Origin of the sequence: Nodosilinea sp. AN01ver1, assembly GCF_050565655.1 — a bacterium.
Lineage (GTDB): Bacteria > Cyanobacteriota > Cyanobacteriia > Phormidesmidales > Phormidesmidaceae > Nodosilinea.
Genome location: NZ_JBNXVS010000027.1, coordinates 21,364 through 41,892 on the forward strand (window position 1 = coordinate 21,364; position 20,529 = coordinate 41,892).

Below are 20,529 nucleotides of genomic sequence, written 5' to 3' on the forward strand. Positions count from 1 at the left end.
GGGGCAGACAAAGGTCTTTGTCAGGCCGTAACCCACCGTTCGAGCAGTCTTGCCAGAGAAGGCATTCCGTTATGGATCAAATTAATTTGCTTCAGGTGTCGAGGGGAGGGTGCATTGCTGGCGCTAATGCACCCTACAGAAGATCGGGTATTGTGCATTCGCTCCTCCCTAGACGCCGCTGAGCTGCTGTTGGTAGAGGGTAAAGTAGCGCCCCTGCAAGTCCATCAGTTCCTCGTGGGTGCCCAGCTCTACCGCCGAACCCTGATCCATGACCAGAATCTGGTCGGCCTGCTGAATGGTATTCAGCCGGTGGGTGATAAAAAATACCGTGCGGCCCTTGGCCCATTCCTTGAGGTTCATTGAGACCTGGTGCTCGGTGTCGTAGTCGAGGGCGCTGGTGGCTTCATCTAAAATCAGCAGGCGCGGGTTTTGCAGAATGGTGCGGGCGATCGCAATTCTCTGCCGCTGCCCCCCCGAAAGCGTTGATCCGCGCTCGCCGACACGGGTGTTGTAGCCCAGGGGCAAGTCCATAATAAAGTCGTGGCAGCAGGCCGTTTTGGCCGCCTCAATAATCACGCTCGGCTCCGCGTCCGGGTTGGTGAGCGAAATATTCTCCTGAATCGTGCCATCAAACAGCAGGCTATCCTGGGGCACAATGCCGATCTGCCGCCGCAGCGAGTGCAGCTCCACTTTGCTGATGTCGTAGTGATCGATCAAAATGCGGCCCGACTCCAGCTCGTAGAGGCGGGGCAGCATCTTCATCAGGGTGCTTTTACCCGAGCCGCTCTGACCCACCACGCCAATGAAAATGCCCGCCGGAAACTCCAGACTCACGTTAGCGAGCTGCAATGGCCCTGAGGGCGCAAAGCGAAAGGCCACATTCTCGAAGGTGACCTGCCCGGTGATCTCCGGCATGGGGATCTGGTTGGCCTCGTCGGCCTCGGTTTCCTGGGGGTGGTCAATGATATCCGACAGCCGCTCCAGCGACAGAGCCGTCTCCTGAAAGTTTTGCCACAGCTGGGCCAGGCGCAAAATTGGCGCAGTCACGTAGCCTGAGATGATCCGAAAGGCGATCAGCTGGCCCAGAGTGAGTTCGCCCTGCAGCACCAGGTAGGCCCCCACCCACAGCACCAGCAGGGCCGAAAGCTTGTTGAGAAAGTTGCTGGCCGAGTTAGCGGTGGTAGATGTCAGCACGGTGTTGAACCCGGCGCTGACGTACTCGGCGTAGCGCTCCTGCCACTTCCAGCGGGTGCGCAGCTCAATATTTTGCGCTTTCACGGTTTGAATACCCGACAGCGACTCAACCAAGAGCGACTGGGTCGAGGCGTTGCGCTCGGCTTTTACCCGCAGCTGCTTGCGCACCACCGGGGCCGCCAGCATAGTCACCAGCACAAACAGTGGAATGGTCGCCAGCGCCACCAGCGTCAGCAACCAGCTGTAGATGAACATGACTACGATGTACAGCACCGAGAACACGGCATCGAGCACCACCGTCAGGGCTGTGCCGGTGAGAAACTGGCGAATGTTCTCCAGCTCGTTGATGCGGCTGGAAAGTTCGCCCACCGGGCGCTTGTCGAAGTAGCGCAGGGGCAGGCGAAACAGGTGGTCGATAATTTCTGACCCCAGGGCCATGTCGATGCGGTTGGTGGTATCGACAAAGAGATAGGTGCGCAAGCTGGTCAGCACGGCCTCAAAAATCGCCACCACCACCAGGAAAACGCCCAGCACCTGCAGGGTATCGACGCTGTTTTGCACAATCACGCGATCGATGATCAGCTGCACCATCAGCGGGTTAGCCAGGCCAAACAGCTGCACAAAGAACGAGGCGATAAAGACCTCAATCAGCACCCAGCGGTACTGTTTGATCGAGGGCCAGAACCACTGCAGACCAAACTTTTGCTGGGGTGTTTCGCGGGTAGGCTCCAATAACAGGACTTCCCCCCCAGCGCCGTCACCAGCGCCCCACACCTCAGCAAAGCTCTCGGGGGTGCGACGAATGATGCCCACCTCCGGGTCACCCAGGATGTAGGCTTTCTCAGTGGTTTCGTAGACGACGGCAAAGCTCTCCTGCCAGCGAATCAGGCAGGGGGTGTGGAGCCGACCAAAAGCCCCAGCGGGCACGCGCACCAGCTGGGTTTTGAGGCCCATCATCTCGCTCACCGAGCCGCAAATCGGCAGCGATAGCTGACCCATGCGCTCGTGCTGATTGGCCAAAATGCGGCGAATCACATCTTTACGAAAGGGCATAGAAAAGTGCTGGCTGAGCATATCAAAGCAGGCCAGGGCACCGTCGACCTCGCCCCGCCCCCTGGCGAAGGGGTAGCTGCGGCTGGGCGCTTTTGCTGCCGCTGAGGCGTCTTGCGCACGAGGGGCTAAATCGGCCTCAGTAGCGTAGGGAATGTCGTTGACATCGAGCACCTCTACGGGCACCGCCACGGCCTCAGGGTCTGACGCAGGTTCAGGCAGCGTTTCGGCCAGCACCGCCGGGGTCATACCCAGCACCCGCGCCCCCTGAGGACTGAGCACTTCAACGGAGCGATCGCGCCCCAGGGTAGAGCCAACCGGGATATTCAGCACCGTACCGCCGCTGAGCACCCAGGTGAGGCTGGCATCGAGCTGGCTGAGGTCGTTGGGGCCGCTGGGCAGAGTGACAATCGCCGATTCGTCACAGACCGTTTGGGCCTTGGCCTTGAGATCGCCAAAGTCGAGGGCGTGGGCCTTGGCGTGCTCGGCCACCAGGTCAAAGGCTTCGATCGCATAGACGCGATCGCGCACAGCCCCCCCAAACGCTGGGCACTCATCCAGCAGCCCCAAAAATCGGTACGACGGCAGGGTGAGCGCTAGCACCTCGGTCGAGGCAATCACCGTTTCACACGGCACACCGCGAATCAGGCTGATTACCCCCAGCATTTCGCCCCGACCAAAGCGCTTCAGGGTGACGGGCTGCTGATTGCGCGGGTCGTAGCCTAGCAAGCGGGCCTGCCCTTCGAGTAGCACAATTACCTGCTGGGTTAGCATCTCGCGCCGCAGCAGGGGTTGCCCCACTCGGTACCGCAGGGGCTGAGCCGTTTGCAACAGCTGCTGTAGTGCCTCTGGGGGCAAGCGATCGAAGGGCTCTAGAGTCTCAAAGGTTTGCTGAATCGAAAACGACGTTTGGGTCATAGCTAAGGGGGGCACGCGGTAGGGGCAGCCGGGCATAGCTACATGCCGAAGCAGGAGCTAGTATTCACCAGGTTGAGTCAATACGCTCTGTGAGCGATAGGCAGATGCACTAAATCGATACACAACGTAATTTAAGCAAGTTCGGCCATTAGGATTAGCCAACTCCGATGGCAGTTTGAAGACCTTTCGCAGCCTGCCCTATAGTAGGCCCTTGGGTGTTCTCAACAAGATAACCTCAGGTTAATATGACCAACGTTTTACCATCTAGGCTCCGAACGTAAAGCCAACGGGTAAGAAACGGGCTGCCCGAACCAGAAACGGTTGAACCGGCTAGACCATTCACCATCCTGTGCCACTTTCATCCCCTGCCGCCTGCCTTAGCCGTTCTATATAAGACGCTGGTAGCGTCTATAGACAGGCTCACCTTTGAACGCAATCAGCTGTTGCCATGTCTACGTTAACCGCTCCGTTCTCGCTGCCCCGCTGGCTTCAGGCTGGCACCCTGGCCCTGGGGCTGGGTCTGGCCGGGTGCGACAACTACCCCGCTACAGGCGACACCGTTACCACCGGCACCTACGAAGCCACTGCCACCGTCACCCAGACCTGGCGGGCCGAATACGCCCGCAGCTTCGATCGCCGCCAGACCATTCACATGGAAACCTTCAACTCAAACTCTTTGGTCAACCGCAACGGCGTGCGGCCAGACGGGGCTGCCACCGGCCCCGACGACGAAGGCTTATACTGGCCACCGCTGCCCCCTCGCCCCACCGCCGACGAGCTAGAGGCCCGCAAGCGCGAACCGATTGAGCAGCGCACCGATCCTACGCTGCTCAGAGATGTTGAGTACGCCCTCACCTTTGACTACAACGGCCAGCGGCGCACTTTGCCCACCACCCGCACCGTCTACCGCGAAGCCTCTCAAGCCTTTGCTGACCAGCAGGCTCTGGAGATCACCTTTGGCCCTGGCGAGCAGAGTGTGGGCGCGGCGCGACGGATTGCCAACTTCGATCGCTAACTTAAACCCCGGTGCGCCCATAAATGCGGGCGGCCTGCTCGGGGCTCAAGCGATTAGCCCCTGGCCAGTGAGGTTGTGCTGGCTCAGAAAAAGTGGGAAGAGCCACCGATGGAGCACCCGCCCCCGGTCGCACCGTGTCATTAAAGGCTAGCGACAGGCCACCGGGTTTAAGCACCTTAGCCGCTTTTTGGTCGGTCTGAATTTTGCTGTGGGGTGGCACAAACGACTTAGACTCCTCATCGTAGGCCAGTATCTGCGCCGTTTCGAGTTGGTAAATCCAGCCGTGAATGTCGAGGGTGCCTGCGTGCAGCTTAGAGCGTACCGAGGGATAGGTCTGCAAGTTATCGATCTGGGTCAGCACGTTCTGGGCCACCAGCAGATCGAGCTTATCTTTCTTTTCAAGCTGGCTGTAGTGGTCTTCGACCAGCTTGCGGGTGGCCTCGGTGTGGTGCAGCCAGTGGTAGACCAGGGGCATCTTTTCTTCAAGATCACCAATCTGCAGCAGACCCTTCATGGCCCCGCACTGGGTATGGCCGCAGACAATCACCTGGCCAATATCCAGCGCCTCGACGGCGTACTCAATGGTGGCTCCTTCGCCGCCGTTAGTCGCCTCGTAGGGTGGAATAATATTGCCCGCGTTGCGAATCACAAACAGGTCGCCAATCTCGGCCTGGGTAATGATGGTCGGGTCTACCCGTGAGTCAGAGCAGCCGATAAACAGCACGCGCGGATTTTGCCCCTTAGCCAACTGCTGAATGAGTTCCTCGCGTCCGGGAACGTAGTTTTCCTGAAACTCACGCAGACCTTGCAGCAGCTTTTCCATGGGGCAACCAAACAATGGGATTGATCGGGAGCAGATCGCCGCCTGCACCCGCATCTATTGTTATCCCATATCCAAGGCTCTGGCACTGCAAAGATTTACTTATCACAGCAATCATTGCTACTTCTCAACCGCCACCGCACCTAGGACGCTCAAACACCCCCAGCGCCGTACCAAATCACAATTTCAGCGCAATAATAGGCGTAACGTTTCGGCTCAAACTATGCGCAACCCCTTTTGGCGGCTGAAATCTTTACCCTGGGTCATTTTGCTTCAGGTGGCGCTGGCAGCGGTGGCGATCGCCACCCTGGCCGACCTGCTGCTGGCCCAGGGACTGGCCCTGCTGCTGGCCAACGTTGGCAGCGGCCTGATGCCGCTGATGCCGCTGCTGTTTATGGTGCTACCCATTGTCGCTGGGTTTGCGATCGGGGCCTTAGCCCTGACGGTTTTAGAGCGCTGGTTTACCCGCCAGGTCTATATCGACACAGGGGTACTGTGGGCGCTGGTGCCCTGTATCGCTCTGGTGCTGTTTGTGAAAGATTTTTTACCGATTCCGGCGGCGCTGGTCAGCATGTCTTACCCGTTGGTGGTGGGGGTACTGCTGGGTGTTTTTGTGGTGGGCAAACGCCACTGGCGACGCTGGTAGCCGCAGAATTAACCGGGGAAAGCTGAGCCAACTGAGTAATAAGTACTGTTAGTAGCAACACCGAACCGTTGATGAAAGCCATCCTGAAAAGCCTGTTAATCGGCAGCCTGGTCACCCTGGGCCTGCCCGCCCTGGCCGAAAACCCCCGCATCGAGATTGACTACGAGACCGAAGCGCTCTCCAATCGCGCGATCGCCCAAGGCCCCATTCGCGTCGTCGCTAGCTACACGCCCATCGACTACGAGGCCGAGGAAATTGGCGACAACCTGACGCTTCAGCTGTTTTATAACGACGAACTCCAGCTGACGGCTACCGAAACCGCTGCCATGTTTGCGGGCATTGAACTCATGGATCTCGACAGCGACGGCACCTCAGAGGTAGTGGTACAAACCTTTACCGGCGGTGCTCACTGCTGCCTGGCCTACACGACCTACACCTGGCAAGACGACCAGTTTAACCCCACCTACTTTGGCTACCTCGACGGCGGCGGCGGCGAATTCATCGACCTCAATAGCGATGGGCTGATGGAGTTTGTCACCCTCGACAACGCCTTTTTCTATAGCTTTAGCTCCTATGCCGGGTCGTACCCGCCCAGCGTCATTCTTACCTACCAAAACGGCGCGTACCGCGACACCACCACTCAGTTCACCAACTACCTAGAGGACTTGGCGGCTGGCATGCGCTTCACCATTGAAGACCCAGAGTTTGCCGATCGCGGCAGCGACAAAAACGGGGTACTGGCGGGCTACGTAGCCCAAAGCATTCGCCTGGGGCAGTACCGAGACGCCTGGCAGTACATGCTGGCCCACTACGATCGCGCCGATGACTGGGGCCTCGAAACCTACGACGATAATGGCGATGTGGCGGAGCAGTACGCTGACTTCCCTACGGCGCTGTACGCTTTTCTGAAAGACCTGGGCTATCTAGACGTCAACGGCAGACCCCAACCCCAGGTCGATCGCTCTCCCGTCGTACCGGAGCGCAATACGTTCTAACTCAAAAAGAAAGGGTAGGCCATTGCGACCTACCCTTCAAGGTTTAAAGCGTGCTAAAACGCGTCAGACGTTTAGAAACCGGTGCGACGATAGTTACCGCCGTTGCCGCTGCCTGCACCACTGCGGGCATCATCGCGGGGGCGAGCCTTGTTGACCCGCATTTCGCGCCCCATCCACTCAGCGCCATCAAGCGATTCGATGATGGTGTCTTCTTGAGCTTCAGCGGCCATATCAACAAAGGCAAAGCCACGGGGGCGGCCGGTTTCGCGATCGGTGGGCAGGCTTACCCGCTTCACGTCGCCGTATTCTGCAAACACTCGCTCCAGATCTTCGCGAGTGACATCGTAGGACAGGTTACCAACATAGAGTGACATCAGATTGTCTCCTTACTGTACAAATGCAGCGAGTAAACGGAGACAAAGCTGTATCGGAAATCAGAAATGAAATGAAACAAGCGAAATCTACCGAAAACTAACCTTGCCTATCTTAACATCGCCCCTTGCCTGACGGTGGTGATTTGGGTCATGCTTCCCATTTTCGGGCTTGTCACGAGCACAGTAGCGCTCCCTGGACAACTTTGCAGAGAGCGCAGAGGAAGGTACGCAACTAGAGGTTGTACGTGACTTAGGTGTCGTACATGAGCCCCTCGGGGGCCTCGGGATTTTCTTCTAAATATTGATCAAAGCCGGTTTTCTTGGGCTTCTGGTGCTGGTGCGATACCTCAGCCCGCATTTCTTCAACTACATCCCAAGCAGCAGCGGCCTCAGAAGAGGTTTCGCCCTTCTCAGCGGTGATCTGGTGGGCGTAGTCGATCGCCTTTTGCAGCTCGTCTTGAAAGTCTTTGCTGTCAACGCTCATAATCGTTCTCCTCGCGGTTAAGCAGTTTTCGAGATAGCCAGAACAATTTTAACCGTCCCCTGCTCCAAACCACTCCCCTCCGCCCCCTTCGACTCCGCTCAGGGGGCGGCGGCAAAGGGAGCGGAGTCGAAGGCAATGGATTTACTAATGCTCAAATACCCCCTGGTACTGAAGCAAATCGAGGGCAACGAAGGTGGGCAAGCAGCGAAAGCAGTCCTGGGCTAGGTTCCAGCGGCCCTCGCGCTTGAGCATGGCGGTCAGGGTGTGGTGAATGCTGTGCAGGTAGCGCACATCGTTGGCGGCGTAGCGCAGCTGCTCCTCAGATAGTTGCATAGCGTTGCCCCAGTCGGAGCTTTGGGCGGTTTTGTCAAGCTCGATGCCCTCTAGCTCTTTGACCAGCTCTTTGAGCCCGTGGCGGGGGCTGTAGGTGCGGGCCAGTTTGCTAGCAATTTTGCTGCAAAACACGGGGGCAGTGGTAATGCCCAGGTTGTGCTTCAGCGTCGCCAGGTCAAACCGGGCAAAGTGAAAGAGCTTGAGAATCGCTGGGGCTTCGAGCAGTTCTTTGAGCAGGGGCGCTTCGGTTTGGCCCAGCTCAATGCGCACTACCGCCACGTAGCCCTCGGGGTCGGCCAGCTGCACCAGACAGAGGCGATCGCGCCAGGGTAAGAGGCCCATGGTCTCGGTATCGCAGGCGATCGCATCGGCCTGTTGATAGCGGGCTAGCAGCTCGGGGGTGAGGTCGCGATCGCAGATTTCAAAACCGTCGGTCATAGGGGTTCCTAATCGTCAAGGGGATCTGAGTCAGGCTGCCAAGGCAACCAGTCGGGGTCTAGCACCTGCTCCAGGGTGAACCAAGGCTGCTCAGGAATAGTTTCTTTCTTAAAATGACTGGCTTTAAGAAAAAGCCTCCGCGCACTGCTGTAATCTGCCAGAAAGTTTTCTTCCAGGTATCGTTTTAAGCTCGGGCTATTTCGAAGGATGAGGTGCATCCTGACGCGGAAATTAGAAATCTCCAAATCCCAGCCGCGAAAGCAGCGATCGCGGTCAGACTCCCAGTAGCACAGCTTAAAGAAGTGCTCACACAGCCGCATGAGGTAGCTGCTCAGCGATCGCTTATCACTTCCACCCAAGCTCTCAATTTCCTCAATCAGGTTCTCCAAATCGAGCGCATCGAAGTTGCGGGACTTCAGATGGGCAGCGGTAGCATCCACCCAGAGCTGATAGTCCTGGTCGTACAGATCCTTAGCCGTGACGTTGGTGTCTACGCTCATCTGCAATTCCCTCGCCAACTGACGCTGCGGTTTGAACCAATTGACCGAGATCAGCCTACTCCAGTCCGCCCAACGCCTTGGCCACGGTATTCACATCCTTGTCGCCCCGGCCCGAAGAATTGATCACAATGCGGGGGTTGCCTGAGAGTTGCGGACACAGCGTTTCGAGATAGGCAAAGGCGTGGGCTGTCTCTAGAGCGGGAATAATTCCCTCCAGGCGCGACACCCGCTGGAAGGCATCCAGCGCCTCCTGATCGGTAACGCTGTAGTACTCAGCCCGGCCCGCATCCTTTAAAAAGCTGTGCTCGGGGCCAACGCCGGGGTAGTCGAGGCCTGCGCTAATGGAATGTGCCTCGATCACCTGACCGTCGCCGTCTTGCAGCAGGTAGCTCATCGCGCCATGCAGCACGCCCACGCGCCCCGCCGTCAGCGTCGCCGCGTGCTTGCCCGTGTCTACGCCGCTGCCCGCTGCCTCGATGCCAATCATCCGCACCGACGGCTCGTTGACAAACTCATGGAACAGGCCCATGGCGTTGGAGCCGCCGCCCACGCAGGCCATCAGAATGTCGGGCAGTCCGCCAAACTTCTCCTGGCACTGGGCGCGGGTTTCTTCACCGATGATGGCGTGAAAATCGCGCACCAGCATCGGGTAGGGGTGTGGCCCTGCCACAGAACCAAGGATGTAGTGGGTGGTCTCCACATTCGTGACCCAGTCGCGAATTGCCTCAGAGGTGGCGTCTTTGAGGGTGCCGGTGCCCGCCGTCACGCCGCGCACCTCGGCCCCCATCAGCCGCATGCGAAACACGTTTAGCGACTGGCGCTCCATATCTTGCACGCCCATGTAAATGACGCACTGCAAGCCAAAGCGAGCGCACACCGTTGCAGTAGCCACCCCGTGCTGCCCCGCCCCAGTTTCGGCAATGATGCGCTGCTTGCCCATGCGCTTGGCCAAGAGCACCTGGCCCAGGGCGTTGTTGATTTTGTGCGCCCCAGTGTGGTTGAGGTCTTCGCGCTTGAGGTAAATCTCAGGGCCGCTGCCGTCGGGGCGGCGGTAGTGGGCGGTAAGCCGCTCGGCAAAATACAGGGGCGTGGCCCGACCGACGTAATCTTTCAGCAAGCCATTCAGCTCGGCCTTGAAGTCGGCCTCGTCGCGGTACTGGTAAAACGCCTGCTCCAGCTCAAACAGCGCAGGCATGAGCGTTTCGGGCACGTACTTGCCGCCAAACTGGCCAAAGCGGCCCAGGGCATCGGGACGAGCGGCGGCCAAGGAAAAATCAGCGTCTGGGCGAGGCGAAAGCGGCGTCTGGGTCACGGTGGTGCAGGGGTGAAGGGTTAGGAGTAGCCCTCATTATAGGGAATGCCTTGACCCACCGCTAGGCAATGCGGCGCAGGGGAGCGGGGGCCTGCCGCCGCTGTAGGGAATGAATGTGATGAAATAGCTCCCAGCAGTATTGCTCAGGGAGCCCACAGGTAGCCGCACCTCGCATGACCACGCTGGAGTACCACTCGTTGGGGGCAATTTCTGCGTGGGTTTTGCTGATTACAGAGTAGGTGCGCGTTTCGTCGTAGGCCCGACCGTTGCAGTTGACCGTTACCATTTCGTGGCAGTAGCCTTCTTCACGCAGATCGAGAGCGGGGCTGAGCCGCCAGGGCAGGCTGTAGAGTACGCCCTGCACCGTGGAGCCAGGATGAGGGACTACATCGAGCACGCCGCAGTCGCGCAGCCGCGATCGCCGAAAAAATCCCAGCCGATAGCCCTCTAGCGTGGCGGGGCCAACCACGTAATCGTGGGTGCTCTCGCCCAGTGAACGCTTAAGATCCACAGGGCACATGCAGGAGCCGTAGGCAAAGTAGTAGAAGCGATCGTCTGGATTGTGCAGGGGGGTGAGGCTGGTCATGGGCGATCGTTGAGAGCGAGGTATAGAGAGTAACGGTATTGCGCCTGGTCTCTTCCAAGAAGGGGAAGAGGTAGAGCTGACACCAGGTGCAAAGCTCTGCAATGAAAAAGAACTACAAACTCAATCTACGGTTTTCCGGTCGGAATGCCGAGGATTGCTGCTGTTACTTTCGTTTATATCACTCTATTTCCCAAGGGGAAAGGTTTCGTGATCAAGCCTTGACAAGTCTTTAAGGTGTCAAGGGTGAGCTTTCGGAAAAGCTGATGCCAGCTGTCGCGGATCATCGTCTGGGGGATGCAAGTCGCTCATGCTCCACTGCTGTCTACAGGTTTGAATGAATTTGTCAGAACGGCGATCGTCATTGAGATCAAGGCGATCGCAAGTGGCCCGACCTGTAGGTGTTACCCCAATCAAACGAATTCCATTGACCGACCAGATGAAGTGATCGGCCCAGCGTTGTTGCCGGGGATTAAACAAAGCAGTCTCTGCCCCGGTTTCAGGATCGATGCCTGTGGTGAAGTTGTAACGCCTTTCGTTGCAGCGGCGGCAGGCGAGAGCAAGATTGTCGAGGTCATCTGTCCCGCCCAACGATTGGGGCTGAAGATGGTCAATGGATAGCGGGGCGGAACTTAAAAGCTCTGGATAATGGCAGTACTCACACCGAAATTGAGCCCGTTGACGCACCTGATAATGCAGCGCCTTAGGAAGGCTCATGGGCCTGGGCAGCCATGACAGCATTGATATAGCTGAAGATGTTGTCTAGCTCACCGATTGTTTCTAGTTCGAGGCTTTCTTCGGCGGTGAGGGTGTCTGCCTTTTTTTTATCCAGCAGTTCTTGCAGGCGATCGCCCAACTTGTTGGTGAATTTGAACAGCGTGAGGTTGTTGACCTGTTGAATGCACAGGCCCTCGGGCAGAATGGCTGAAGGCTTGAGTAGGGTTGTAGTCATAGCAGCTACGCACCGTTGAGAGGTATCTCAAGTTTAGCTGGATTGCTGGATTGCTACCTTTAGAGCACTAGCCCCACTAATGGCAGCAGTTTGGTGCCGTGCTCGCCGAGCCAGCCAGCGGCGTTTTGCACGTGGGGGCGCAGCTGATCGATCGCCTCAGCGAACCCCTGCAAATTGCGGGCGTAGGTCAGCCCGGTTTCTAAGGTGGTGGCGACGACGCTTTTATCGGGCGCGGGTTTGGCGGCTTCGGCGTCGAGCTTGGCGGCAATGCCGGTGGTGACGGGGTCGTTGAGGCCCGCGAGAATGGCTTGCAGGGCGGCTAGCTCGGCCTGAATGTTGACGCGATCGGGCGGCGGCAGCGTGACTTGCCGAAGTTCGGCGGTGTTGCCATCCCCGGTTTGAAAGACGTTGCCGGTGGCGTTGCCGTCGATGCTGATGTTGCGGCTGTAGTCGTTTCCTTGCATGGCTTTGCTCTCTGCGGTGGCTTTGACATCTACGTTAATCGGTCGCTGGGCCAGCAGCTTGACCACTTCTTGCATGTTGGCGCTTTGCTGGCGATAGTCGGCAATTTGGTTATCTTTGGCATCGAGCTGAGCTTTGTAGCGGGCCTCGGCTTCTTGCAGTGCCAGTTGATAGATTTCGCTGAACGATTGGTGAATAGTGGGTTTGTCGGCATCGGGGGCAGCGTGGAGCTTGACAACAACGACGCCATCGCCTTTGTTTTCGATCGCCTGCACCCCTAGATCAGTGTCGCTATATTGTCCCTGCACGTCGTTGAAGGTGCGCACAAAGGCCTTCCAATCGACCCCGTTTTGAAAGATGAGGTCGATGGTGTCGAGCACTTCTTGAAAGAGTTTGGTGAAGTCACCGGGGGCAAAGGTGCCGCTGCTGGGGCGACGCTCTTGGTAGTTGCGGAGTAGATAAACGTAGTCACAAATGGCCTCATCGAGATTAGTAGTGCTGTCGATGTTCCACGCTTCGAGGGTAGCACCAGTAAGAATAGCTTGGTGAAAATTGGTGCCAAGCGCTTGAGTTTTGGTCAGGTTTGCACATTCAAGGGTTGCGCCTTCTAGCGTTGCGTTGCTGACGTCGGCCTCAGTCAAATCGGCATCGGCCAAGTCAGCCCCGGTGAGGTATGCGCCTTTAAGGTTGAGGCCAACATAAGATTTGCCGTTGCCGCGCAGAGTAGTAACTAAGTTTTGCACATCGAAATCAGCCAGAATGGTTTTGCCAAATCGCGACAAGTTAATATGCTTAGCCAAGTGAAAGTTTGTTCTAGTCAAATTTGTCTGGTAGAGATGAGCGCTTCTTACAATGGCTTTCTCAAACGAAGCATCAGTCAAATTTGCGGCAACAAATTTAGTGCTGCCCCATGAACCAAACCAAACGGCAATAGCGCGAGTTAAACTATCTCTAGAATCGCCTTTAAGCGCACGTCTTGAAATTAAAAAACTAACTACAATATTGGCAAGTACACCAATGACTGCAACAGCAATGACAGTGGGTTCATTGCCAGCGACAGCGACAGCGACAGCGACAGCGACAGCGACAGCGACAGCGCCAGCGCCAGCGCCAGCGCCAGCGCCAGCGCCAGCGCCAGCGAAAGCGACAGCGACAGCGACAGCGACAGCGCCAGCGACAGCGACAGCGCCAGCGACAGCGACAGCGACAGCGACAGCGACAGCGACAGCGACAGCGACAGCGACAGCGACAGCGACAGCGACAGCGAAAGCGAAAGCGAAAGCGACAGCGAAAGCGAAAGCGCCTAGAGCTGCGCCAAGGGCCGCTAAAAGTCCTCTAATGTAGATGAACCCTAGGAAACCAAGGGATATCACAATTCCCAAGATTCCAAAGACAATGTCTCCAGCGATGGCTCCAGTGGTTTCACCAGAAGGGTTAACAATAGACAATGCAAACGCTGCCCAAAGTGCTGCAATCAAAAAGCTGGTCAACGCCGACAGCGCAAAGGCGATCAGCAGTTGCGGGAGTAGCCAGCGGCGTTGAGTACCGGCTTTGGCTCCTACAAACTGAGTGCCCGTTAGATTTGCCTCGCTAAAGTTGGTGCCGCGAATGTCGGTGTGGCTAAGGTCGGCTCCGCTGAGGTCAATACCTTTCAGGTTCATGCCGCGCAGCGATTCACCGCTGAGGTCTACGTTGGCAAAGTGGCGCTCTCCGGCGCGATAGCGGCGCTGTAGTTCTTTGGAGGTGAGGCGTTGCATGAGGCGGGTTTGGGGGCGGCTTGCCCAAGACTACAAGCCTTTTGCCCACATTTCGGTAATCTTTCGGCAAAAATCCAGGTTTAGAAACCGGGTTTCTGCTGTCGTGGCGCGATTCTTCGCCTATTCGCAGAAGAAACCCGGTTTCTGCGGCAGGGAGAATGCGCGATCGCGGGGTTTTGGTGCAATGCGGCGCAGAGGGTAGGTTTTGGGTAGCTAGGATAAGGTGGGCCGCTATTGCACCCTACGGTCGTCTGCAATGGCGTTGCGGGGGGTGGTTACTTGAATGCGATCGCCCGCAACACCGTTGCAAGTGATGACAATGCCGTTGCGAGCGTCTGCAACACAATTGCGGGTTATGACAATGCGATCGCGATCGTCTGCAATCCAGTTGTGAGCGGTAACAATGCAATTGCGAGTCGTGATAATGCCAATGCGTTAGCGAAGCTATCCGAAGGAATCGCCTGCAACACGATCATGAGCTTTGACGATGCGATCGCCATACCTTCGCTTCCACTCAACCAAAAATCGCCGTCGCCGTCAGCCCAAACCCTGGCACCACTGTAGATCGCAACGGTTCAGCCCCGCTATAGACCTGGTCTTCGTACTGTCCATTTACCCACAGGCACAGCGTCACCTGCCGGGTTTCTGGATCAACAATCCAGTATTCCGCAATGCCGCGAGCCGCATATTCAGTGTGTTTGTAGCGGTAGTCGCGTTCTCGATTGGTCTGCCCAGGGCTAACCACTTCCACTACCAGAGCCGGAGGCGGCATATCGCGGGTAATGGTAGCGCGGGTCGCCCCAGCCACAGCGACCTTCGAGGCTTCGGTATGCACCAGCAAATCGGGGATGCGGCCCGTGGCGCGGCGTCCAGTGACTTCAATTTCTGTACCCCAGACCACCCAGTCTGGCGGCAGGTGCCGAATCAGCTCCAGCAGCAGCTTTCTAGCAATGCTGAGGTTTTCATCACTTTCTGGGAGCATTTCCACCAGCACTCCGTTCACCAGTTCGTAGCGGGTATCCGTACCATCGTCATGGCGCAGATAGTCCTCAAAGGTTAATAGCTGGGTTTCTGTCGAGAGGGCTTGGCTCATTAGTGTAATGCTCCGCTCAAGCAAGGCCGTAGCCCCTATTCTAGAGAATTAAGTTCGCCGGATTGAGGCACAGCCCATACTTAGTAAGGCCCAAACATGCCGTTGGCGGGGTTATCGGCCTCGTCGCTACAGCAAAAGGCACTGAAGTGTTGCAAAAACTCAGCCTTGGTCAGCCAGCCGTCCTGGTCGGCATCGAGCGACGGAAACACCAGCGGCGCATAGACCGGCGACTCGTTGAAGGCGGCCAGCAACTGCCCCCATTCTGCCTGATTGACTTTGCCATCTTCGTCCTGGTCAAAGACATCAAAAATTAGTTCCATCAGGCTGAGAATTTCCTCTAGACCGTCATCGTAGTAGGCCAGCCATTCGGTGCGGGAGACTTGCTTGTTGTGGGCGGTATCAGCTTTCTTTTCCAGCCCCTGCCACTTGCGCATCAGCTTGTCTTGCAGCACCAGGCAGCGGGGCGATCGCAGCGACCAGTTGCGCAGGGTAGACAGCTTTTTGAACATCAGCTCAAAGTCTTTTTTGACCAATACCCCGGTGTAGTCAGAGTCGTACATGCTAAATAGCTTGGTCAATTTGCGCTGTTGCAAGTCAGTTAGCATAGCCTGTACGTCCCTTTGCCCCGGCAGTTGTCATGACCGTCATTAGCCTATAGTACTTTCAGGCTGTCTGCTGAATCGGCTATTACCAGCTAAGCCTACAAATACCCTGCCGCCTGCATGGTAAACAGGCGAGCGTAGCGGCCATCCTGGCGCAGCAGATCCTCGTGGCTGCCCTGCTCGATCAACCTGCCGTTAGCCAGCACAATAATATTGTCGGCCCGCCGCACCGTCGAAAAGCGGTGAGAGATCAAAATCGCCATCTGGTTTTGGGTGGCTTCGCGAAACTGCTCAAACAGGCGGGTTTCGGCCTCGGCATCCATGGCCGATGTCGGCTCATCGAGCACCAGAATGTCGGCTTCGGTGCGCATAAAGGCACGCGAGAGGGCAATCTTTTGCCACTGGCCACCCGATAGCTCTTGACCACCAAAGAACCACTTGCCCAGCTGGGTGTCGTAGCCCTCGGGCAGCGACTCAATGAACTCGGTGGCGGTGCCCTTGGCGGCGGCGGTCTGCCAGCGGTGGGCATCGTCAAAGTCGGTGACATCGCCGACGCCGATGTTTTCGCCCACCTTAAACTGGTAGCGCACAAAGTCTTGAAAGATCACGCCGATGCGCCGCTGTAGAACGTCGCTGTCCCACTCTTGCAGATCGCGGCCATCGAGCAGAATGCGGCCACGGGACGGTGTGTAGAGCCGGGTGAGAAGTTTAATCAGCGTCGTTTTGCCGGAGCCGTTTTCGCCCACGATCGCCATCTTTTCGCCCGGCCTGAGGTGAAAGGAGACATTCTCTAGGGCCAATCGCTCGCTGCCTGGATAGGTAAACGACACCCCCTCAAACCGCAGCCCGTCGCTGGGGTCAATGCCGCGCACCGCCGTGCCCATTTCAGCAGGCACCGGCTGCTCTAGAAATTCATACAGGTTGGCCAGGTACAGCCCGTCTTCGTACATGCCGCCGATCGCGGTGAGGGAGTTGGCAAAGGTGGTTTGCCCCTGGCGAAACACCGTCAGGTACATGGTCAGCTCGCCCAGAGAAATGCGACCCGCGATCGCCTCCAGCACAATCCAGCAGTAGGCCAGGTAGAACGAGACCGTACTCAGCAGCCCCAGCCCGTAGCTCCAGCCGCTGCGGCGCACCGTCAAATTGCGGTCTTCGGCGTACAGCCGCTGAAAAATGTCTTTGTAGCGCTGCATCAGCAGCGGCCCCAGGCCGAACAGCTTCACTTCTTTGGCAAAGTCTTCGCGGGCCAGCAGTGCCTCCAGGTAGACCTGCTGCCGGGTTTCGGGCGATCGCCACTTAAACAGGCGAAAGGCCTCACCCGCAAACTGGGTTTCAGCGATGAAGGCAGGCAGGGTTGCGATCGCCAGCAGCGCCACCGCCCAGCCCGAAAATTGCAGCAGCAGCCCGCCAAAAGTCACCAGCGACAGCGCATCCTGCACCACCCCAAAGGTGCGGTTGACCATGCTCAGCGGTCGCTGGGAGGCCTCCCGCCGCGCCTGGGTCAGCTTGTCGTAAAATTCAGAATCTTCAAAGTAGGTCAGCGGTAGCGTCTGGGCCTTTTCGAGAATCATGACGTTGACCCGCTGCCCCAGCAGCACCCGCAGCAGCGACTGGCACAGCCCCTGCCCCTGCCGCGCCCCGGCCAGCACCGCCACCAGCACTGCCTCCAGGGCCAGGTACATCAGCGCCGCCTGCCGATCTGCCGCCTGCCCCGACTGGGCCGCCACCACCACCGCATCAACAATTAGCTTGCCAACGTAGGCGATCGCCGCGGGCAGTAGCCCCGCCACCAGCGTCAGCAGCGCCAGCAGCACCGTCAGCCGCCAGTCGGTCTGCCACACCAGCGCGATCGCCCGCTGCCCGTAGCGGTACATCCCCAGCGACTGGCCAAGATTGCGCCACGGCTGTTTCTGTTTTGCTCCCGCAGCCCGAACCCGTTTTACCCTGTATTCACTCATTTTTCTACGATAGCGCCGTAGGTGAGTGGATGGGCATGATGAGGGCTAGGGCAAACAACCGTTTGCCCCTACGGGTAAGCCCACTCTCCTATCTTGGCGGCGCACCAACACCCTCTCAAGCGGCACTCTTTTTCATAGCGGAAACGTCAGCAGGAAAATCCTTCGGTCCGGCAGTATCAGCACCAGGCTGCACCCCGGTCAGATATTCCGGATGCATCAATTCCCGCGCCTTGAGCACAATCAAATACTCGTAAAACGCCTGAAGCGTACACCAGGCCAGCCCTGCCCGTCCGTCCCGCCAGCCGCCAAGGATAACCATCATATAGAGCCACCGGGTCAGGGGGCGCAGGGGCAGCCGCAGGGAGAGATCTTTCAGGGCGCGGCGGCGCTCGACCTCAGATTTGCCCCACAGCAGGGCTTGCCAATCCACTTTGCCTCCTTGCAGCTGGCGCAGGGTTTCGGCGGCTTCGTCGGTGGAGTAGCGGTTGTGCTTATCGATCCAGCGGCTGAGGCCTTTGCTACAGGTGTAGTGGGGGTAGGTTTCCTTTAAGAATCCCGTTGGCCCATCGACGACTTCACGCTCGGTGTGGCCGTAGTCGTCGAACCACACCTTGCCCCGCCGCAGCAGCCTGAGCTGGTAGCGGGGAAACTGGGTGCTGCGCCGAATCCAGCGGCCCATGAACATGACCCGCTCGGCCACGTAGTAGCCCACCTTGTCGCCCCGTTGAATGACCTCCAAACACTCCGCAAACAACTCGGGCGTCATGCGCTCGTCGGCTTCGAGAATGTAGGCCCAGTCGTGGCGGTAGGGCACGTTTTGCAGCATCCAGGTGCGCTGCTGACCGTGGCTGGCGAAGGGGTGCTCGACAAAGCGCACGGGGTACTGGGTGGCGATGGTTTGGGTGCGATCGCGGCTGCACGAGTCCACCACAATCACGTCGTCTGAGAGCAGCGCCGACTCAATACAGGCGGCAATATCGCGCTCTTCGTTGTGGGTCAGAATAAAAATAGAGAACATAGACGCGGCACATTCCAGCGGTAGACAGGAACTCTCCCTGGTTTAGGGAACCCAGTTTGGCCCCCAAACTGAAATCTACTCACCAACTTCGCTGCCAGCTACCCTTTCAAAGCATCTTTACGCGGCCGTTATTGCCGCCTAAAAAATTATTACGGCCCAATAAAAAGGGGCAGCCGCTGGCCGCCCCGTTCTTTAGTGAGTAAGGTTCAAGCGTAAGCGCTAGCGAAGGCTAGTAGTGCATTGCCTAGTCGATCGCTCGCTTGAGAGAATCTTTCACATCTTCCTTGGCGTGGGTAGCCCGAGCCTCGGCTTGCTTGGCCTCACCCTCGGCTTTATCTTTCGGGTCGCCCGTGATTTCGCCAGCGGCGGCCTGCATTTTGCCCTCAATGTTTTTGGCTGTGGCCTTAGCGCGATCTTCGATAGACATAAGTAGAAGTTCCTTAACGTGAATCTATGACTACCGTAGAACTAAGCCCATCGATGCCTCATCTACATCAAGAGCGAAATCGGGTATGTACTTAGGTAGAACTTGAGGTGAGGATATCCGTCTTGGGGGCAGCCTCGAACCCGGCTCAATCCCGCGTTACACTGTTCAAATGCCGTATTTGGGCGTCTTCGGTCTATGAGTTTAGAGATTAAAGCCGTGCAGGCACCGTATGGCGATGCAACGTACCGCACGCCACCCCCAGATTTACCCTCGCTGCTGCTGAAAGAGCGCATTGTCTACCTGGGGTTGCCCCTCTTTTCTGGGGATGACATTAAGCAGCAGGTGGGCATTGATGTCACCGAGCTGATTATTGCCCAGCTGCTATTTTTGCAGTTTGACGACCCCGACAAACCCATCTTTTTCTATATCAACTCCACCGGCACCTCCTGGTACGACGGCAACATGATCGGCTACGACACCGAAGCCTTTGCCATCTGCGACACCATGAACTACATCAAGCCTCCGGTGCACACCATTTGCATTGGTCAGGCGATGGGGTCGGCGGCGGTGATTTTGGCGGCGGGCACCAAGGGCTACCGGGCCAGCTTGCCCCACGCCCGCATTGTGCTGAACCAGCCCCGCAGCGGTGCCCAGGGCCAGGCCACCGACATTGAAATTCGGGCCAAAGAGGTGCTCGACAACAAGCGATCGATGATGGACATCCTTGCCAAGAGCACCGGCAAGAGCCTGGATCAGGTCATGCGCGACTCTGACCGGATGTTCTACATGAACCCCGAAGAAGCCAAAGAATACGGCATTATCGACCGGGTGTTGGCCAGCCGTAAGGAACTGCCCGTGGCGGCTGGAGTAGGCGCTTAGGTCGCTCAGTGAATGTTGTCCGTTCTGTTGTTTTGTTTTTAGGTTGAAAGAGCACTATGCCCATCGGCACTCCCAAAGTTCCCTATCGCTTGCCCGGTAGCCAGTACTCCCAGTGGGTCGATATCTACACCCGCCTCAACCAGGAGCGGATTATCTTTCTGGGTCAAGAGGTGACCGACAGCCTGGCTAACTCCATTGTGGCGGCCATGCTGTACCTCGACTCCGACGACAACACCAAGCCCATCTACCTGTACATCAACTCCCCCGGTGGCTCGGTAACGGCGGGGATGGCCATCTACGACACCATGCAGTACATCAAGTCTGACGTGGTCACCATCTGTCTGGGTCTGGCCGCGTCTATGGGGGCATTTTTGCTGGCAGCGGGCAGCAAGGGCAAGCGCGTGGCTCTGCCCCACTCGCGGATTATGATTCACCAGCCCATGGGTGGCACCGGGCGGCAGCGGCTCCAGGCCAGCGACATTGCGATTGAGGCCAAAGAGATTCTGCGGGTGCGTCAAGAACTCAACGAGATGATGTCTCGCCACACCGGGCGTTCGATTGAGCAAATTCAAAAGGACACCGATCGCGACTACTTCATGTCGGCAGAAGAGGCCGTTGCCTACGGGCTGATCGACCGAGTGATTGAAGAGCGTACCCAGGAACTAGCCACTCCTGTACCGGCCACGGTCTAATTCGCTGCGCCATTTTCGCTGAGAGTT

Annotated in this window: 22 protein-coding genes; 6 read left to right on the top strand and 16 right to left on the bottom strand. The window is 57.6% G+C overall.

Features of this window, described 5'->3' with window-relative positions; all coding sequences use genetic code 11:
• Positions 1-168: 168 nt before the first annotated feature.
• A complete protein-coding gene (locus ACQ4N7_RS19095; protein ID WP_430713080.1) occupies positions 169-3,162 on the bottom strand; it encodes a type I secretion system permease/ATPase in 2,994 nt (997 codons plus the stop codon).
• Positions 3,163-3,610: 448 nt separating this feature from the next.
• Here ACQ4N7_RS19095 and ACQ4N7_RS19100 point away from each other — a divergent pair, with 448 nt between their 5' ends.
• Complete coding sequence (locus tag ACQ4N7_RS19100; RefSeq protein WP_430713081.1) at positions 3,611-4,177, top strand: hypothetical protein; 567 nt, start codon at positions 3,611-3,613, stop codon at positions 4,175-4,177.
• 1 nt (position 4,178) lies between these two features.
• Here the strand turns inward: ACQ4N7_RS19100 and ACQ4N7_RS19105 are convergent, their stop codons facing one another.
• Positions 4,179-5,000, bottom strand: coding sequence for a carbonic anhydrase (locus ACQ4N7_RS19105; protein WP_430713082.1), 822 nt, complete (start codon positions 4,998-5,000; stop codon positions 4,179-4,181).
• Positions 5,001-5,220: 220 nt separating this feature from the next.
• Here ACQ4N7_RS19105 and ACQ4N7_RS19110 point away from each other — a divergent pair, with 220 nt between their 5' ends.
• Positions 5,221-5,643 carry a peptide chain release factor 1 gene (locus tag ACQ4N7_RS19110; protein ID WP_430713083.1) on the top strand — a complete coding sequence of 141 codons (423 nt, stop codon included), beginning with the start codon at positions 5,221-5,223 and terminating at the stop codon, positions 5,641-5,643.
• Between the two features lie 71 nt (positions 5,644-5,714).
• A complete protein-coding gene (locus ACQ4N7_RS19115; protein ID WP_430713084.1) occupies positions 5,715-6,638 on the top strand; it encodes a hypothetical protein in 924 nt (307 codons plus the stop codon).
• A 71-nt stretch (positions 6,639-6,709) separates the two neighbouring features.
• Here ACQ4N7_RS19115 and ACQ4N7_RS19120 read toward each other — a convergent pair whose 3' ends face one another.
• From ACQ4N7_RS19120 to ACQ4N7_RS19160, 9 genes are all read right to left on the bottom strand, one after another.
• Complete coding sequence (locus tag ACQ4N7_RS19120; protein WP_430713085.1) at positions 6,710-7,012, bottom strand: RNA recognition motif domain-containing protein; 303 nt, start codon at positions 7,010-7,012, stop codon at positions 6,710-6,712.
• Between the two features lie 250 nt (positions 7,013-7,262).
• Positions 7,263-7,496, bottom strand: coding sequence for a Calvin cycle protein CP12 (locus ACQ4N7_RS19125; protein WP_194052984.1), 234 nt, complete (start codon positions 7,494-7,496; stop codon positions 7,263-7,265).
• A gap of 144 nt (positions 7,497-7,640) precedes the next feature.
• Entirely contained in the window at positions 7,641-8,267 is a 627-nt protein-coding gene (locus tag ACQ4N7_RS19130; RefSeq protein ID WP_430713086.1) for a ribonuclease D, read from the bottom strand.
• A gap of 8 nt (positions 8,268-8,275) precedes the next feature.
• Positions 8,276-8,767 carry a DUF29 domain-containing protein gene (locus tag ACQ4N7_RS19135; protein WP_430713087.1) on the bottom strand — a complete coding sequence of 164 codons (492 nt, stop codon included), beginning with the start codon at positions 8,765-8,767 and terminating at the stop codon, positions 8,276-8,278.
• A 55-nt stretch (positions 8,768-8,822) separates the two neighbouring features.
• Entirely contained in the window at positions 8,823-10,079 is a 1,257-nt protein-coding gene (gene trpB, locus ACQ4N7_RS19140) for a tryptophan synthase subunit beta (RefSeq protein ID WP_430713088.1), read from the bottom strand.
• 61 nt (positions 10,080-10,140) lie between these two features.
• Positions 10,141-10,665, bottom strand: a complete 525-nt coding sequence (locus ACQ4N7_RS19145; protein WP_430713089.1) for a gamma-glutamylcyclotransferase — start codon at positions 10,663-10,665, stop codon at positions 10,141-10,143.
• Positions 10,666-10,902: 237 nt separating this feature from the next.
• Positions 10,903-11,379: an HNH endonuclease gene (locus tag ACQ4N7_RS19150; protein ID WP_430713090.1), complete on the bottom strand. Its 477-nt coding sequence runs from the start codon at positions 11,377-11,379 to the stop codon at positions 10,903-10,905.
• Positions 11,366-11,614: a hypothetical protein gene (locus ACQ4N7_RS19155; protein WP_430713091.1), complete on the bottom strand. Its 249-nt coding sequence runs from the start codon at positions 11,612-11,614 to the stop codon at positions 11,366-11,368. Before ACQ4N7_RS19155 ends, ACQ4N7_RS19150 begins: the two co-directional genes overlap by 14 nt.
• 59 nt (positions 11,615-11,673) lie before the next feature.
• Complete coding sequence (locus ACQ4N7_RS19160; protein ID WP_430713092.1) at positions 11,674-13,833, bottom strand: pentapeptide repeat-containing protein; 2,160 nt, start codon at positions 13,831-13,833, stop codon at positions 11,674-11,676.
• A gap of 279 nt (positions 13,834-14,112) precedes the next feature.
• Here ACQ4N7_RS19160 and ACQ4N7_RS19165 point away from each other — a divergent pair, with 279 nt between their 5' ends.
• Positions 14,113-14,397, top strand: coding sequence for a hypothetical protein (locus ACQ4N7_RS19165; RefSeq protein ID WP_430713093.1), 285 nt, complete (start codon positions 14,113-14,115; stop codon positions 14,395-14,397).
• Here the strand turns inward: ACQ4N7_RS19165 and ACQ4N7_RS19170 are convergent.
• The 5 genes from ACQ4N7_RS19170 to ACQ4N7_RS19190 form a co-directional block, all read right to left on the bottom strand.
• Positions 14,348-14,926, bottom strand: coding sequence for a Uma2 family endonuclease (locus ACQ4N7_RS19170; protein ID WP_430713094.1), 579 nt, complete (start codon positions 14,924-14,926; stop codon positions 14,348-14,350). The genes ACQ4N7_RS19165 and ACQ4N7_RS19170 overlap by 50 nt on opposite strands.
• A gap of 80 nt (positions 14,927-15,006) precedes the next feature.
• Positions 15,007-15,531: an EF-hand domain-containing protein gene (locus ACQ4N7_RS19175; protein WP_430713095.1), complete on the bottom strand. Its 525-nt coding sequence runs from the start codon at positions 15,529-15,531 to the stop codon at positions 15,007-15,009.
• Positions 15,532-15,626: 95 nt separating this feature from the next.
• Positions 15,627-17,402: an ABC transporter ATP-binding protein gene (locus ACQ4N7_RS19180; RefSeq protein ID WP_430713130.1), complete on the bottom strand. Its 1,776-nt coding sequence runs from the start codon at positions 17,400-17,402 to the stop codon at positions 15,627-15,629.
• 199 nt (positions 17,403-17,601) lie between these two features.
• On the bottom strand, positions 17,602-18,504 hold the full coding sequence (locus tag ACQ4N7_RS19185) for a glycosyltransferase family 2 protein (protein ID WP_430713096.1): 903 nt from the start codon (positions 18,502-18,504) through the stop codon (positions 17,602-17,604).
• Positions 18,505-18,748: 244 nt separating this feature from the next.
• A complete protein-coding gene (locus ACQ4N7_RS19190) occupies positions 18,749-18,931 on the bottom strand; it encodes a CsbD family protein (RefSeq protein ID WP_430713097.1) in 183 nt (60 codons plus the stop codon).
• 195 nt (positions 18,932-19,126) lie between these two features.
• Between ACQ4N7_RS19190 and ACQ4N7_RS19195 the strand changes: the two genes are divergently transcribed.
• On the top strand, positions 19,127-19,810 hold the full coding sequence (locus tag ACQ4N7_RS19195; RefSeq protein WP_430713098.1) for an ATP-dependent Clp protease proteolytic subunit: 684 nt from the start codon (positions 19,127-19,129) through the stop codon (positions 19,808-19,810).
• Between the two features lie 56 nt (positions 19,811-19,866).
• Positions 19,867-20,502 carry an ATP-dependent Clp protease proteolytic subunit gene (locus ACQ4N7_RS19200; protein ID WP_430713099.1) on the top strand — a complete coding sequence of 212 codons (636 nt, stop codon included), beginning with the start codon at positions 19,867-19,869 and terminating at the stop codon, positions 20,500-20,502.
• Positions 20,503-20,529 lie beyond the last annotated feature (27 nt).